Annotated in this window: 12 protein-coding genes; 3 read left to right on the top strand and 9 right to left on the bottom strand. The window is 60.7% G+C overall.

The features are described from left to right. The first annotated feature begins 259 nt into the window (after window positions 1-259). Complete coding sequence (locus QMX86_RS23815; RefSeq protein WP_056787779.1) at window positions 260-1,351, top strand: calcium:proton antiporter; 1,092 nt, start codon at window positions 260-262, stop codon at window positions 1,349-1,351. Between the two features lie 120 nt (window positions 1,352-1,471). Here QMX86_RS23815 and QMX86_RS23820 read toward each other — a convergent pair whose 3' ends face one another. From QMX86_RS23820 to QMX86_RS23860, 9 genes are all read right to left on the bottom strand, one after another. Next, entirely contained in the window at window positions 1,472-2,830 is a 1,359-nt protein-coding gene (locus QMX86_RS23820) for an 8-oxoguanine deaminase (protein WP_282387931.1), read from the bottom strand. A gap of 256 nt (window positions 2,831-3,086) precedes the next feature. After that, window positions 3,087-3,773, bottom strand: coding sequence for an SDR family oxidoreductase (locus QMX86_RS23825; protein WP_282387984.1), 687 nt, complete (start codon window positions 3,771-3,773; stop codon window positions 3,087-3,089). A gap of 277 nt (window positions 3,774-4,050) precedes the next feature. Next, the gene (locus tag QMX86_RS23830; protein ID WP_041479652.1) at window positions 4,051-4,977 is read right to left on the bottom strand and encodes an ABC transporter permease; all 927 of its coding nucleotides are present in this window, start codon (window positions 4,975-4,977) and stop codon (window positions 4,051-4,053) included. Then, window positions 4,977-6,083 (bottom strand): ABC transporter permease, encoded by a 1,107-nt coding sequence (locus QMX86_RS23835; protein WP_024011472.1) that lies wholly within the window; start codon window positions 6,081-6,083, stop codon window positions 4,977-4,979. Before QMX86_RS23835 ends, QMX86_RS23830 begins: the two co-directional genes overlap by 1 nt. 12 nt (window positions 6,084-6,095) lie before the next feature. Beyond that, window positions 6,096-7,643: an ABC transporter ATP-binding protein gene (locus QMX86_RS23840; RefSeq protein WP_130929613.1), complete on the bottom strand. Its 1,548-nt coding sequence runs from the start codon at window positions 7,641-7,643 to the stop codon at window positions 6,096-6,098. Between the two features lie 534 nt (window positions 7,644-8,177). Next, window positions 8,178-8,759 carry a YigZ family protein gene (locus QMX86_RS23845; RefSeq protein ID WP_282386658.1) on the bottom strand — a complete coding sequence of 194 codons (582 nt, stop codon included), beginning with the start codon at window positions 8,757-8,759 and terminating at the stop codon, window positions 8,178-8,180. Between the two features lie 7 nt (window positions 8,760-8,766). Further along, complete coding sequence (locus QMX86_RS23850; protein WP_016771809.1) at window positions 8,767-9,417, bottom strand: TetR/AcrR family transcriptional regulator; 651 nt, start codon at window positions 9,415-9,417, stop codon at window positions 8,767-8,769. An 88-nt stretch (window positions 9,418-9,505) separates the two neighbouring features. Then, on the bottom strand, window positions 9,506-10,894 hold the full coding sequence (locus QMX86_RS23855) for a nucleobase:cation symporter-2 family protein (RefSeq protein WP_041479656.1): 1,389 nt from the start codon (window positions 10,892-10,894) through the stop codon (window positions 9,506-9,508). Between the two features lie 115 nt (window positions 10,895-11,009). After that, window positions 11,010-11,930 carry a LysR family transcriptional regulator gene (locus QMX86_RS23860; protein WP_016771807.1) on the bottom strand — a complete coding sequence of 307 codons (921 nt, stop codon included), beginning with the start codon at window positions 11,928-11,930 and terminating at the stop codon, window positions 11,010-11,012. Between the two features lie 137 nt (window positions 11,931-12,067). On the opposite strand from QMX86_RS23860, the gene QMX86_RS23865 reads away from it, so the two are divergent. After that, window positions 12,068-13,417 carry an aspartate aminotransferase family protein gene (locus tag QMX86_RS23865; protein WP_016771806.1) on the top strand — a complete coding sequence of 450 codons (1,350 nt, stop codon included), beginning with the start codon at window positions 12,068-12,070 and terminating at the stop codon, window positions 13,415-13,417. 74 nt (window positions 13,418-13,491) lie between these two features. Next, window positions 13,492-14,985, top strand: a complete 1,494-nt coding sequence (locus QMX86_RS23870; protein WP_071174323.1) for a CoA-acylating methylmalonate-semialdehyde dehydrogenase — start codon at window positions 13,492-13,494, stop codon at window positions 14,983-14,985. Window positions 14,986-15,290 lie beyond the last annotated feature (305 nt).

Genomic DNA, 15,290 nt, shown 5'->3' on the forward strand with positions numbered 1-15,290 from the left:
CTCAGGGCCAATGCAAATTGCTGACCAACAGGACAACAACCGCATTCGAAAACGCGGCGCGGCCTTCGCGAGCAGGCTCGCTCCCACAGCGGACGCATTTCAATGTGGGAGCGAGCCTGCTCGCGAAGAGGCCGGTATGGCTAATAAATGTGCATGCCTGAAATCAGCCGCCATGGTTTGGTGCGTAAAGATGTAACGAAACGTTAGCGGCGCGCGGCAGTCAGTAGCTTCATCAGCTCTTTTCGGCAAAAGGCCCGTCATGCTCTCGATCCTCAAACAAGAAAGCTTCCTGCTGCTGGCAGTCCTTGCCGCGTGCGTCGCTTATCCACTGGAACACTGGCTGCTGCACAGCGGCCAGATCGTCGCGCTGGGCGGCGGTCTGCTGCTGATCGCCTTTATCGTCGCCGCTTCGATGCGCGTCGCTCATCACGCCGAACTGCTGGCGGAAAAGGTCGGCGACCCCTACGGCACGATGATCCTCACGCTCTCGGCGGTGCTGGTCGAAGTGGTGATCCTGGCGATCATGATGAGCAACGAAGCCTCGGCAACACTGGTGCGCGACACGATTTATTCAGCGGTGATGCTCGACATCAACGGCATCCTCGGCCTCGCCGCTTTGATGGGCGGGATCAAACACGGCGAACAGTCCTACAATGACGATTCGGCGCGCAGCTACAGCGTCATGATCCTCACTGCGATGGGCGTGTCGATGGTGGTCCCGGAGTTCATTCCCGAGGCCAACTGGAAGATGTATTCGGCGTTCACCATTGGCGCAATGATGGTGCTCTACGCGCTGTTCCTGCGCATGCAGGTCGGCCCGCACAGTTACTTTTTCAGCTACAGCTACCCGGACAAACGTCGCAAGAAGGAGCCGGTCGAGCAGGAGCCGAAGCCGGTCAGCCTGGCGCTGTCGATCGGCATTCTGGTGTCGGGGGTAGTGATCATCGGCGCACTGGCCGAGGTGATGTCCAAGACCCTCGATCTGGGCCTGGAAGGCACGGGCGCGCCGCCGGTGATCACGGCGATTCTGGTGGCAGCGATTTCCGCCGCGCCGGAGATTCTGACTGCACTGCGTGCGGCACTGGCCAATCGCATGCAGTCGGTGGTCAACATTGCGATGGGCGCGTCACTGTCGACGGTGATTCTGACCGTGCCGGTGATGGAAGCGATGGCGCTGTACACCGGCCAGCCGTTTCAAATGGCGATGACCCCGGTGCAAACGGTGATGATCTTCATCACCCTGATCGTCAGCGCGATCAACCTCAATGACGGCGAAACCAACGCCATTGAGGGCATGACGCACTTTGTGCTGTTTGCCACATTCATCATGCTGTCCCTACTGGGCCTATAGGGACGCTGAAAAACCTGTGGGAGCGGGCTTGCCCGCGATTGCGGGGTGTCAGAAACCATATATGTACCTGACACACCCCCATCGCGGGCAAGCCCGCTCCCACAGGGATTAATGATCGGATCAGGTACCGGCGATCAACTGCCGAGCCGCCTGGCTGTGATCGGCAATCAGACCTTTCAGATCCAACCCTTCAACCTGCCCATCAACCACACGCCACTTGCCGCCAATCATCACCCGATCCGCCCGATCGGCGCCGCACAGCAGCAACGCCGAAATCGGATCATGGCTACCGGAGAAGCGCAGTTCATCGAGCTTGAACAACGCCAGATCCGCCTGTTTGCCCACGGCGATTTCGCCGATGTCGCTGCGACCGAGCAGGCTCGCCGAACCCTTGGTCGCCCAGCCAAGTACTCGCTCCGGGGTGATCTTTTCAGCGCCGTAGCGCAGGCGCTGGATGTACAGCGCCTGACGCGCTTCGAGGATCATGTTCGAGGCATCGTTGGACGCCGAGCCGTCGACGCCTAGACCGAACAGCGCGCCGGCGTCGGTCAGCTCGATGCTCGGGCAGATGCCGGACGCCAGGCGCATGTTCGAGCTTGGGCAGTGGCAGATGCCGGTACCGGCCTGGCCGAGGCGGGCGATTTCGTCGGGGTTGAAATGGATGCCGTGGGCCAGCCAGGTACGCGGGCCGAGCCAGCCGACGCTGTCCAGATAATCGACGGTGCGCAGACCGAAACGTTGCAGGCAGAAGTCTTCTTCATCGAGGGTTTCAGCGAGGTGGGTGTGCAGACGCACATCGAGCTTGTTCGCCAGATCAGCGCTGGCCGACATGATTTCCGGGGTCACGGAAAATGGCGAACATGGCGCCAGGGCGATCTGGATCTGCGCGCCGTCGCCACGCTCGTGATACTCGTGAATCAGCCGCTGGCTGTCATCGAGAATCACCTGACCTTCCTGCACCGTTTGTTGCGGAGGCAGGCCGCCGTCCTTCTCGCCAAGGCTCATCGAGCCGCGCGTGAGCATGGCGCGCATGCCCAGTTCACGCACCGTATCGACCTGCACGTCGATGGCGTTTTCCAGACCGTCCGGGAACAGATAGTGATGGTCGGCAGCGGTGGTGCAACCCGAGAGCAGCAATTCGGCCAGCGCCACTTTGGTGGCGAGGGCGAGTTTTTCCGGGGTCAGCCGCGCCCATACCGGGTACAGGGTTTTCAGCCACGGAAACAGCGGCTGATTGACCACCGGCGCCCAGGCGCGGGTCAGGGTTTGATAGAAGTGATGGTGAGTGTTGATCAGGCCCGGCAGGATCACATGCTCGCGGGCATCGAACACTTCATTGCACGGCGCCGACGGCTGCTGACCGGCAGCGAGGACTTCGACGATGACACCGTCTTGCACGACAAGACCGCCACGGGCATCAAGCTCGTTGGAGGTGAAAATGGCGAGGGGGTTTTTTAACCAGGTACGGGTCGCAGGCATTGTGGCCGGCTCCTCTGAAAGTTGGGTTCAGGGTTGCCAGCTCAGTGTTGCCCTGTCTGCTGATCCAGGGTCGCCGCGAAGGACGAGGCGCGCAGTTTCAAACAAATCGCAGCGCCGGGCAAGCGCCACCCGACCATTCACCATCACTCCCTGTGGGAGCGAGCCTGCTCGCGAAGGCGTCATGTCAGTCGATACAGATTTACCTGACAGATCGTATTCGCGAGCAGGCTCGCTCCCACATCGGAATTTTCAGTGCTTACAAGGCAATCGTTTCACCCTTGTAATTGACGAAGTGATGCCCGCCCTTGCCGGTGAACGCATTGACCTGGTCGATCAGCCCGCGGGTACTGGTCTCTACATCCAAGTCAGCACCTTCGCCGCCCATGTCGGTCTTCACCCAGCCCGGGTGCAACGACAGTACGGTGAGTTTCTGTTCACCCAGTTGCGTGACAAAACTGTTGGTCATCGAATTCAGCGCCGCTTTGCTCGCCTTGTACAACGCCAGTTCCGGCGCGTCGGGCATGGTCACGCTGCCGAGTACCGAACTCATGAACGCCAGCACGCCGCTGCCGTCGCGAATCTGCCCGACGAAACGCTGGGCCAGATTGATCGGCGCCACCGCGTTGGTGAAAAACAGTTGCCCGACCTCGGCCAGTGTCGCGCCGCCCGGCGTCTGCACGTCCGGGCCTTTGACCCCGGCGTTGACGAACAACAGATCGAAGGTGTCGCCCTTGAGTTTCTGGCTCAGAGCGATCACCGCTTGCTGATCGTCCATGTCGAGCTTCTCGATGCGCACGTCACCCAGCGCTTGCAGCGCCTCGGCCTTCTGCGGATTGCGCACCGTCGCGGTGACCTGCCAGCCATCGCCCAGCAGGGTCTTCACCAGACGGAGGCCCAAGCCGCGGGAGGCGCCGATGATCAGTGCGTTTTTTGCCTGAGACATGATGGGTTTCCTTGAAAGTCAGCATTCAGGATTCAATGGACACGCCTGACCAAGGCGCAGTTGCAGCGCTTGGCGAAAAACAGGCTTTGATCCCGGAGCATACTCCAGGCCTCTTGAGTTTCTCGAGGGTGTTTGATCAGAAACAATCATGAGGCGTGGTTCAAGTGTTGCCTGTGCGGACGCTTTCGCGAGCAGGCCCGCTCCCACATTCGCCTCCGTTCACTCAGATCCCTTGTGGGAGCGAGCCTGCTCGCGAAGAGGCCCGCTCTGACAACGATCAGTGTCCCGATTGCCACGGCTGCCCCAACGAAACCGGCGCATACAACCGAGTGCGCACGGCATCGCGGGAAAGCAGCACCAGCACCAAAATCGTCGCCACATACGGCAGCATCGCCAGCAGGCTCGAAGGAATCGCCAGTCCCAATCCCTGTGCCACCAAGTGCAGGATGCTGGCGAGGCCGAACAGATACGCCCCTAGCAGCAAGCGCCACACCCGCCAACTGGCAAACACCACCAGCGCCAAAGCGATCCAGCCGCGCCCTGCAGTCATGTTTTCCGCCCACATCGGCGTGTACGCCAAAGACAGATACGCCCCGGCCAGCCCGGCCATTGCTCCGCCGAACAACACCGCCAAGGTACGCACGGTCAGCACCGGCAAGCCCATCGCGCTGGCCGCATCCGGGTTTTCACCGACCGCCTGAATGATCAGGCCGACACGGCTTTTGATGATCACCCACGCCACCAGCGCAAACAGCGCGAACGACAGATACACCAGCAGATCCTGGGCAAACAGCATCCGCCCGATCAGCGGGATCTCACTCAGATACGGAATCGCCAAAGGCTCGAAACCTGCCAGCGGCTTACCGACCCAGGCCGCACCGACAAACGTCGAAAGCCCGACACCGAAGATCGTCAGGGCCAAACCGGTGGCCACCTGATTGGCGTTGAACACCAGCGCGACCAGGGCAAACAGTGACGACAACAACATCCCGGCCAACATCGCTAGCAGCACACCCAGCCACAGGTTGCCGCTGTTCAGCGCGACGATAAAACCGATCACCGCACCGAACAGCATCATGCCTTCCTGGCCGAGGTTGAGGACGCCGCTTTTCTCGCAGATCAACTCACCCAATGCCACCAGCAACAGCGGCGTGCCGCAGCGGACCATCGCGTAGAAAATATTGCTCAACAGATCGATATCCATCACAGCGCTCCGGCGGTTACGGCAGGGGTCGAGGCGCGCCGGGTCCAGCGCAGTTTCAGGCGTGGCCGATAGAGAATCAGCACGTCACAGGCGAGCAGGAAAAACAGCATCATGCCCTGGAACAATTGGGTGATTGCCTGCGGCAGATTGAGCGACATCTGCGCGCTCTCGCCGCCGATGTACAGCAGCGCCATCAGCAGACTGGAGAACAGAATGCCGAGCGGATTCAACCGCCCGAGGAACGCCACGGTGATCGCTGCATAGCCATAGCCCGGCGACACTTGGGGCACCAGTTGGCCAATCGGCCCGGTCACTTCGCAGACCCCGGCGAGCCCGGCCAGACCACCGCTGATCAACAGCGCCAGCCAGATCAGGCGCTTCTCGCGAAAGCCGACAAAACCTGCCGCACGTTTGTCCAGCCCGAGCACTTTGATCTGGAAGCCGATAAAGCTTTTCTGCAACAACACCCACACCGCAACCAGCGCGAGCAGGGCGAAATACACGCCGGCATGCACGCGGCCGTCCTCCAGCAGCAGCGGCAAGCGACTGGCGTCGCCGAACATCGCCGACTCGGGGAAATTGAAGCCCGCTGGATCCTTCAACGGCCCGTGCACGCAGAACAGCAGCAGGTTCAACGCGATGTAATTGAGCATGATGCTGGTGAGGATTTCGTTGGCGTTGAAGCGCGTGCGCAGCCATGCGGTGAGCCCGGCCCATGCGGCGCCGGCCAGCGTGCCGGTCAGCAGAATCAGCACCAGCGCCCAGCGACTTTGCATGTCGATAACGTTCACTGCCAGAGCACTGCCGGCCAAGGCGCCAAGTAGAAGTTGGCCTTCGGCGCCGATGTTCCAGATCCGCGCCTGATAGGCCACGGCCAGGCCGAGTGCGCAGAGCAGAATCGGCAGCGCCTTGACCAGCAATTCAGACACGCCATACAAATCGCTGACCGGTGCGATCAGCAGCGTGTGCAAGGTTTGCAGTGGGTCGTGGCCCAGCGCGATGAACAACAGCGAGCCGCAGCCGAGTGTCAGCGCCGCCGCCAATAATGGCGAGCACCACAGCATCAGGCGCGATTGCTGGCCACGGGGTTCGAGAGAAAGCAGCATGTTGAAACTCCGTTAAACCGAGGCGGTGCGAGGTGAGTGATCGAACTGGCCGGCCATCCACGCGCCGACATCGCTCAGTTGTGTAAGGCCGGTGTCTTGCAGCGCCGACAGACGCCCGCCGCACAGCGCGCCGAGGCGATCGCTGATCTGGAACAGCTCATCGAGGTCTTCGGAAATCACCAGAATCGCCGCGCCGGCATCGCGCAGGGCGATCAAGGCGCGATGAATGGTGGCGGCGGCGCCAACGTCGACGCCCCAGGTCGGGTGCGCGGCGATCAGCAGTTTCGGTTGCTGAAGAATTTCCCGGCCGAGGATGAATTTCTGCAGGTTGCCGCCGGACAGGCTGCGCGCAGCGGTTTGCGTGTCCGGGGTCTTCACGCCGAAACGCTGGATGATCTGCTGCGCGAGGGCTTCGACTTTGCCGCGTTGGATCAACCCGTGGCTCACCAGTCCTTGCTGGAAAGCACTGAGCAGGGCGTTATCGGCCAGACTCAACTCCGGCACCGCGCCGTGGCCGAGGCGTTCGGCCGGCACGAAGGCCAGACCGAGTTTGCGCCGCGCATCCGGGCGCAGATCGGCAACGTTTCTATCTGCGAAGCGCAGGGTCGCCGCTTGCGCGCGCGGCAAGGGCTGTTCGCCGCTAAGCAGGGCGAGCAGCTCATCCTGACCATTGCCCGCGACCCCGGCGATGCCGACGATTTCACCGCTGCGCACTTGCAGGTCGATGTCTGTCAGCGAGCAACCGAACGGATCCGGGTTATGCCAGCTCAAACCCTGCACCTGCAGAAACGCCGCGCCACCGCTGACCTTCGGATACTCGCCAATCAATCCCGCCGCTTCGCCGACCATCATTTGCGCAAGTTGCTGGTCCGAACATTCGGCGGGCTCGCAATGCCCGGCAACCCGACCGCCGCGCAGCACCGTGGCGCTGTGGCACAAGGCGCGCACTTCACCGAGCTTGTGGCTGATAAACAGAATGCTGCAGCCCTCATCGGCGAGGCGACGCAGGGTGATGAACAATTCGTCCGCCTCTTGCGGCGTCAGTACTGAGGTCGGCTCGTCGAGAATCAGCAGGCGGATGTCCTGCATCAGGCAACGAATGATTTCCACCCGCTGGCGCTCGCCGATCGACAGGCTGTGGACAAGTCGCTCCGGCTCCAGCGCCATGCCGTAACGCCGCGAGACTTCGCGAATCTTCGGCTCCAGTTGCTTCGGCGTGCCGGCCGCCGCGCCCATCGCCAGGGCAATGTTCTGCGCGACGCTGAGGGTTTCGAACAGCGAAAAATGCTGGAACACCATGCCAATGCCCAACTGCCGCGCCTGCGCCGGATTGCGCATCTGCACGCGCTGCCCCTCCCAGAGCATTTCACCGCTGTCGCACTGGGTGACCCCGTAAATGATCTTCATCAACGTACTTTTGCCCGCGCCGTTTTCACCGAGCAGGGCATGGATCTCACCCGGCGCGATGCTCAGGTCGATGGCGTCATTGGCCAGACAACCGGGGTAGCGTTTGCTGATCTGGCGCAGTTGCAGGCGCGGTGGGGAAGGGGCGATGGACATGACAGGCTCGACTGACTTGGAGTTGTGCCTGTGGATAAAGCAATTTCCTGGCCATTGAGTCAGGAACGCTTGCGGAGCCAGTCCGCAAGTGCCGACAGCAGCGCATCGGCGGGCGTTTTGTCTTTCTCTCGAGCACCAATTCAGCGCAAAGCCATTGAACAGGCTCCAGTTTTGCTCGCGCTACGCTGGTTAAAAAACGAGCAATCACTTGGGGCCTAGGCAGATCCAGCGACAGCGACGGTCATGAACGGCTTATCCACAGGTTGTTCCACAGTAATTGTGCGCAAGCGCCGAGGCCGGGCATAAGCACTGCGATGCTTTCTTCTAATGGTGATAAACGACGTTAACTATCTGTTTTTACGCTGTTTTTCCGTTTCGTCGGAACAATTGAACGAAAAGTGAACAAATCGCGCAAAGCCGCATGACAGAAGGGTTACAGCGGTATGTGCTCAGGTTATCCACAGTCGGGTGCACAGCCGATGTGGGCAAGTCTGTGGAATAAGGAAAACGAGGGATGCCCTAAAAGATCGCAGCCTACCGCTGCAACAAAATCCGCCCACGGCTCAGATCCGCCAACTGACTCTGCAATACTTCGATCTGCGCTTCCCCCACCGCCAGCTTCAACTCAACACCATTGGCCGTGAAGTTTTCCTCCACCACCAAGCCACCGAGATCGGCCACGCGCAACTTCACCAGCGCCAACTCGGCGAATCCGCAGGCGCAACTCAGCGGCACGCGGCTGATCAGCTCGATTTTGTCCGCCGCTTGCAGGCACTTGTTGGCGCCACCGCCATAGGCCCGGGCCAGGCCGCCAGTGCCCAGTTGAATGCCGCCGTACCAGCGAATCACCAGAACCGCGACCTGATCGCAGTCCTGCCCCTCGATCGCCGCCAGAATAGGGCGGCCGGCAGTGCCGCCCGGCTCGCCGTCGTCAGTGCTGCGGTATTGCGCGCCGAGTTTCCACGCCCAACAGTTGTGCGTGGCATTCAAATCGCTGTGCTGCTCGAAAAACGCCTGCGCATCGGCGGGGCTGCTGATCGGCGTCGCCAGAGTGATGAAACGGCTTTTGCGAATCTCTTCGCGGTACTCGCAAAAACCGCTGAGGGTGAAAGGCATAAACGTCTTATAGAGAAGGAGTGAGGCCGCAGCCTTTGAGAATGATGCGGATCAGGTTGTTGCCGGCGTCTTCCATGTCCTGCTTGGTCAACTTGCTGCGCCCGGTGACGCGGCAGATCTGCGTGGCGAAGTCGGCGTAATGCTGGGTGCTGCCCCACAGCAGGAAAATCAGGTGCACCGGGTCGACCGGGTCCATTTTGCCCGCATCGATCCACGCCTGAAACACCGCCGCGCGCCCGGTGAACCAGGTGCGGTAGTCCTGATTGAAATATTCGCTCAGGCATTCGCCGCCGCTGATCACTTCCATGGCGAAGATTCGCGAAGCCTGTGGCTGGCGCCGCGAGAATTCCATCTTCGCGCGGATGTAGCGGGTCAGCGCTTCGGCCGGGTCATCCTCGGCAGTGAGGGTGTTGAAGGTGCTGTCCCACAACTCGATGATGTTGCTCAGCACCGCCACATACAAACCGAGCTTGTTGGTGAAGTAGTAATGCAGGTTGGCCTTGGGCAGCCCGGCATTCTGCGCGATGGTGTTCATGCTGGTGCCTTTGAACCCGTGACGGGCGAACTCGTCTTCGGCGGCTTTGAGAATGGTCTCTTCGTTCTTCTGACGAATGCGGCTGGCGGGTTTGCCGCCGTGGGCTGGGACTTCAAAGGTCATAGGCACTTCCGGGATTGTCTGTGGGTGCAACCAGTTGCGTTGATAGCGCACCCACAGGCATCCGACAAGTCCTGGCGCGGAAAAACAGTTACGCCTGTTCGATCTTGTTCAATGACGCGGGGCTTTTTGTCTCGGCGGTTTTGCCTTCCGGCAACAACAGACACAGGACGATTGCCGTCAGCCCGCCGCTGGTGATCGCCGAGTCGAACAGGTTCTGCACCAGTTTCGGCAGCAGGTGCAGCAGGTTCGGTTGCGCGGCGATGCCGAGGCCGACGCCGAACGAAGTGGCGATGATCAACATGCTGCGCCGGTCCAGCGGTGACTGCGCGAGAATACGCACGCCCGCCGCCGCCACTGCGCCGAACATCACCAGCGTAGCGCCGCCCAGCACCGGTTTCGGAATCTGTTGCAGCACCGCGCCGATCATCGGGAACAGGCCGAGGCAGAACAGGATCGCGCCGATGTACAGACCGACGTAGCGGCTGGCAACGCCGGTCAATTGGATCACGCCGTTGTTCTGCGCGAACGTTGTGTTGGGGAAGGCGCTGAAGGTCGCCGCGATCATGCAACTGACACCATCACCGAGCACGCCACCACGCAAGCGGCTTATATAAGAAGGGCCGCTGATCGGTTGGCGGGCAAGCATGCAATTGGCGGTGAGGTCGCCGACGGTTTCGATGGTGCTGATCAGGTAAATCAGCGCGACCGGCAGGAAAGCGGTCCAGTCGAAGTTGAATCCGAACTTGAATGGCGTAGGAAAACTCACCAGTGGCAAGTCAGGCAACGGCTGCGGGACCAGTTTCCCGCTGAACCACGCCGCGAGGCTGCCGAGCACCAGTCCGATGATGATCGCCGACAGTCGCACCCACGGCGTGTTCGAGCGGTTGAGCAGAATGATTGTCAGCAGCACGAACACGCCCAAGGCCAGATTGCCCGGCGCGCCGAAGTCCGGCGCGTTGAAGCCGCCACCGAGATCGGTGATGCCGACCTTGATCAGGCTGATGCCGATCAGCGTGATGACGATGCCGGTCACCAGCGGTGTGACCACTCGGCGCAACTGACCGATGAAACGGCTGAGCACGATCTGCACGATTGCGCCGAAAAAGCACACGCCGAAAATCATCGCCAGGATATCTTCCGGGCTGCCGCCGCGCTGCTTGACCAGAAACCCGGCCGACAGCACCGCACCGAGAAACGCGAAACTGGTGCCTTGCAGACAGATCATCCCCGCGCCAATGCCGAACGGTCGCCGCGCCTGGATAAAGGTGCCGACGCCCGAGACCATCAGCGCCATGCTGATCAGGTACGGTAGATGCGCGGTCAGCCCGAGCGCGGAACCGATCACCAGTGGCGGGGTGATGATGCCGACGAAACTGGCGAGCACGTGTTGCAGTGCGGCGAGAATGGCGGCGAGTGGTTTGGGGCGGTCGTTGAGGCCGTAGATCAGTTCACTGGACGAGTCGGAATCTGGCTGCATGGCTTTGGCTTCTTGAAGGAGAGTTATCCCTTCTCTGCAAAAACCTGTCCACTTGCTCAGGTTATTCCAGGATTCTGTCGATGAGGCCCAGCCGGGCTGGGCTCTGCGCGCTTATCTATCGCGTCGCGGCCAGACTCTCCAGGAAACTTTCCAGCACCAAATGAGGGCGCCGCCCCTTGCGCGTGACCGATGCCAGACTCAAATCGTAAAAACGCGTGCCGGCCTTGAGCGCACGCAAGCGCCCCTGCTGCACCCAAAGATTGGCGTAGTGATCCGGCAGGTAACCGATGTAGCGCCCGGTCAGAATCAGAAACGCCATGCCCTCACGGTCAGAGGCACTGGCGGTGCAGTTGAGCGCCTGATAATGCGCCTGAATCTCCGCCGGCAAACGAAAGGTCGGCGCAATCGCGTCCTGACTGTCGAGGCGTTGATCATCGAGTTGCTTGTCGTCGACATAAAACAGCGGATGACCCACCGCGCAATACAGCAGCGAACGCTCGCTGTATAACGGCTGATATTCCAGTCCTGACAAGGCGCTGGCCTGCGGCACCACGCCAACGTGCAGGCGCCCGTCGAGCACACCTTGCTCTACTTCATTCGGCGCAATCATGCGAATCTGGATCTGCACATCCGGCCCGCGCTCCTTCAACTGCGCGAGGGCGTGGGTGATGCGCATGTGCGGCAGGGTGACGAGGTTATCGGTCAGGCCGATGATCAGCTCGCCGCGCAGGTGTTGGTGCAGACCGTTGACCTCGGTGCGAAAACTCTCCAGTGCACTCAACAGCTGTAGTGCCGACTGATACACCTCACGACCTTCCTCGGTCAGGGAAAATCCGGCCCGGCCACGCTGACACAAGCGCAAGCCGAGGCGCTGCTCCAGATCGCTCATCTGCTGGCTGATCGCCGAGCGCCCGATGCCGAGCACGGTTTCCGCTGCGGAGAAGCCGCCACACTCCACGACACTGCGAAAAATCCGCAGCAGGCGAATATCAAAATCACTGACCTGGGCCAGCGGATCGGCGCGGCGGCTGCTCATTTCTTGTTCTCTTTGTTTAGCAATGATCTAACTGAAGGTTAGAAGAGTTGGATTTCACCGACTTTATCGCCGTGGCAATTTAGCTGCAACAACGCTTTCCATCTCCCTGACGCTTATGCCCTGCGAGGTTTTGCCCGATGAACATGCCTGAAAACGCGCCGTCGCCACTGGCCAGCCAACTGAAGCTGGACGCGCACTGGATGCCGTACACCGCCAACCGCAACTTTCAGCGCGACCCGCGTCTGATCGTCGGCGCTGAAGGCAGCTGGCTGTTCGATGACAAGGGCCGCAAGATCTACGACTCGCTGTCCGGTCTGTGGACCTGCGGCGCCGGGCACACCCGCAAGGAAATTCAGGAAGCCGTTGCGAAACAGCTGGGCACCCTCGATTACTCGCCGGGTTTCCAGTACGGCCATCCGTTGTCGTTTCAACTGGCAGAGAAAATCACTGAGCTGACCCCGGGCAATCTGAACCACGTGTTCTTCACCGACTCTGGTTCCGAGTGCGCCGATACTGCGGTGAAAATGGTCCGCGCCTACTGGCGCCTGAAAGGCCAGGCGACCAAGACCAAAATGATTGGCCGCGCCCGTGGCTACCACGGTGTGAACATCGCCGGCACCAGCCTCGGCGGCGTCAACGGCAACCGCAAGCTGTTCGGTCAGGCGATGATGGATGTCGACCACCTGCCGCACACACTGCTGGCGAGCAACGCGTTTTCCCGTGGCATGCCGGAGCAGGGCGGTATTGCTTTGGCCGATGAACTGCTCAAGTTGATCGAACTGCACGACGCTTCCAACATCGCTGCGGTGTTCGTTGAACCGATGGCCGGCTCTGCCGGAGTACTGGTTCCGCCGCAGGGTTACCTCAAGCGTTTGCGCGAGATCTGCGATCAGCACAACATCCTGCTGGTGTTCGATGAAGTGATCACCGGTTTCGGCCGCACCGGTTCGATGTTCGGCGCCGAGAGCTTCGGCGTGACCCCGGACCTGATGTGCATCGCCAAGCAAGTCACCAACGGCGCGATTCCAATGGGCGCGGTGATTGCGAGCTCCGAGATCTACCAGACCTTCATGAACCAGCCGACGCCGGAATACGCCGTGGAATTCCCCCACGGCTACACCTATTCGGCGCACCCGGTGGCCTGCGCCGCCGGTCTTGCGGCACTCGATCTGCTGCAAAAGGAAAACCTGGTGCAGAGCGTCGCCGAAGTCGCGCCGCATTTCGAGAACGCGTTGCACGGCCTGAAAGGCTCGAAGAACGTCATCGACATCCGTAACTACGGCCTGGCCGGCGCGATCCAGATTGCCGGGCGTGACGGTGATGCCATCGTGCGTCCTTTCGAAGCGGGCATGGCCTTGTGGAAAGCCGGGTTCTACGTGCGCTTCGGCGGCGACACTCTGCAGTTTGGCCCAACCTTCAACAGCAAGCCGCAAGACCTCGATCGTCTGTTCGACGCGGTCGGCGAAGTGCTGAACAAGCTCGACTGATTTTTCCCTCTATATATGTACAAAAGTGCGGGCGCCTCTCACGGCGCCTGCGGACCAGAATTCAGGAGTGTTCGATGAGCGTTATCCCGCATTTGATCAATGGCGAACTGGTGACCGAAACCGGTCGCGCGGTAGATGTGTTCAACCCGTCTACCGGTCAGGCAATTCACAAACTGCCACTGGCCAGCCAGGCCACCATTCAGAAAGCCATTGATGCCGCCAAGGCTGCGTTTCCGGCTTGGCGCAACACGCCCCCGGCCAAACGCGCCCAAGTGATGTTCCGCTTCAAGCAACTGCTGGAGCAGAACGAGGCGCGCATCTCGCAACTGATCAGCGAAGAGCACGGCAAGACCTTGGAAGACGCCGCCGGGGAATTGAAGCGCGGTATCGAGAACGTTGAGTTCGCCTGCGCCGCCCCGGAAATCCTCAAGGGCGAGTACAGCCGCAACGTCGGTCCGAACATCGATGCCTGGTCGGACTTCCAGCCGTTGGGGATTGTTGCCGGTATCACTCCGTTCAACTTCCCGGCCATGGTGCCGCTGTGGATGTACCCGCTGGCGATCGTCTGCGGCAACTGCTTCATCCTCAAGCCATCCGAGCGCGATCCAAGCTCGACCCTGCTGATCGCTCAACTGCTGCTGGAAGCGGGCTTGCCGAAAGGCGTGATGAGTGTGGTCCATGGTGACAAGACGGCGGTGGACGCGCTGATCGAAGCGCCGGAAGTCAAAGCGCTGAGCTTCGTCGGTTCGACACCGATTGCCGAATACATTTACGCCGAAGGCACCAAGCGCGGCAAACGCGTTCAGGCACTGGGCGGCGCGAAGAATCACGCGGTGCTGATGCCGGATGCCGATCTGGACAATGCGGTCAGCGCTTTGATGGGGGCGGCATACGGTTCTTGCGGCGAGCGCTGCATGGCGATTTCGGTTGCCGTGTGTGTTGGCGATCAAGTTGCCGACGCGCTGGTGGCGAAACTGGTTCCGCAGATCAAGGCACTGAAAATCGGTGCCGGTACTTCTTGCGGCCTGGACATGGGGCCGTTGGTTACCGGTCAGGCGCGTGACAAGGTCAGCGGTTATGTAGACGACGGTGTGGCGGCGGGCGCGACCCTGGTGGTCGATGGTCGCGGTCTGAGCGTCGCCGGTCATGAAGACGGCTTCTTCCTCGGTGGCTGCCTGTTCGACAACGTCACCCCTGAGATGCGCATCTATAAAGAAGAGATCTTCGGGCCGGTGCTGTGCGTGGTGCGGGTGAACAGCCTGGAAGAGGCGATGCAACTGATCAATGATCACGAATACGGCAACGGCACCTGCATCTTCACCCGTGACGGCGAAGCGGCGCGGCTGTTCTGCGACGAGATCGAAGTCGGCATGGTCGGCGTCAACGTGCCGCTGCCGGTGCCAGTGGCTTATCACAGCTTCGGCGGCTGGAAGCGTTCGCTGTTTGGCGACCTGCACGCCTATGGTCCGGATGGCGTGCGCTTCTACACTCGTCGCAAGGCGATCACCCAGCGCTGGCCGCAGCGTGCAAGCCATGAAGCTTCGCAGTTCGCATTCCCTAGCTTATAAGTAGCTGGATGTGCAGAAGGCCGACCTTTCAGGTCGGCCTTCGCGTTTTCGGGGCTTTTTGCCCGATATGACAGAAATATGAAAATAGGTGTTGACGGCAGATTCCAGAGGTCTATAATTCGCCCCACTTCCGGCGCAGTCGAAACGGAAAACTCCTTGAGATTCAAAGAGTTACGCAGTTTTCGACAGCGGCTAGCTTCAGATCATCGAGGCCTGGAAGGAGTTGAAAGAGCAGTGATGTTTGGCTCTTTTAACGGTTCGATCTTCTCGGTCGAAAGCGGAAAAAAAGAGGTGTTGACAGCAGC

Source organism: Pseudomonas sp. PS01270, from assembly GCF_029959775.1.
GTDB lineage: Bacteria > Pseudomonadota > Gammaproteobacteria > Pseudomonadales > Pseudomonadaceae > Aquipseudomonas > Aquipseudomonas atacamensis.

Coding starts and splice junctions, on each gene's coding strand:
- QMX86_RS23815 (WP_056787779.1), top strand. CDS start 260: ATGCTCTCGATCCTCAAACAAGAAAGCTTCCTGCTGCTGGCAGTCCTT.
- QMX86_RS23820 (WP_282387931.1), bottom strand. CDS start 2,830: ATGCCTGCGACCCGTACCTGGTTAAAAAACCCCCTCGCCATTTTCACC.
- QMX86_RS23825 (WP_282387984.1), bottom strand. CDS start 3,773: ATGTCTCAGGCAAAAAACGCACTGATCATCGGCGCCTCCCGCGGCTTG.
- QMX86_RS23830 (WP_041479652.1), bottom strand. CDS start 4,977: ATGGATATCGATCTGTTGAGCAATATTTTCTACGCGATGGTCCGCTGC.
- QMX86_RS23835 (WP_024011472.1), bottom strand. CDS start 6,083: ATGCTGCTTTCTCTCGAACCCCGTGGCCAGCAATCGCGCCTGATGCTG.
- QMX86_RS23840 (WP_130929613.1), bottom strand. CDS start 7,643: ATGTCCATCGCCCCTTCCCCACCGCGCCTGCAACTGCGCCAGATCAGC.
- QMX86_RS23845 (WP_282386658.1), bottom strand. CDS start 8,759: ATGCCTTTCACCCTCAGCGGTTTTTGCGAGTACCGCGAAGAGATTCGC.
- QMX86_RS23850 (WP_016771809.1), bottom strand. CDS start 9,417: ATGACCTTTGAAGTCCCAGCCCACGGCGGCAAACCCGCCAGCCGCATT.
- QMX86_RS23855 (WP_041479656.1), bottom strand. CDS start 10,894: ATGCAGCCAGATTCCGACTCGTCCAGTGAACTGATCTACGGCCTCAAC.
- QMX86_RS23860 (WP_016771807.1), bottom strand. CDS start 11,930: ATGAGCAGCCGCCGCGCCGATCCGCTGGCCCAGGTCAGTGATTTTGAT.
- QMX86_RS23865 (WP_016771806.1), top strand. CDS start 12,068: ATGAACATGCCTGAAAACGCGCCGTCGCCACTGGCCAGCCAACTGAAG.
- QMX86_RS23870 (WP_071174323.1), top strand. CDS start 13,492: ATGAGCGTTATCCCGCATTTGATCAATGGCGAACTGGTGACCGAAACC.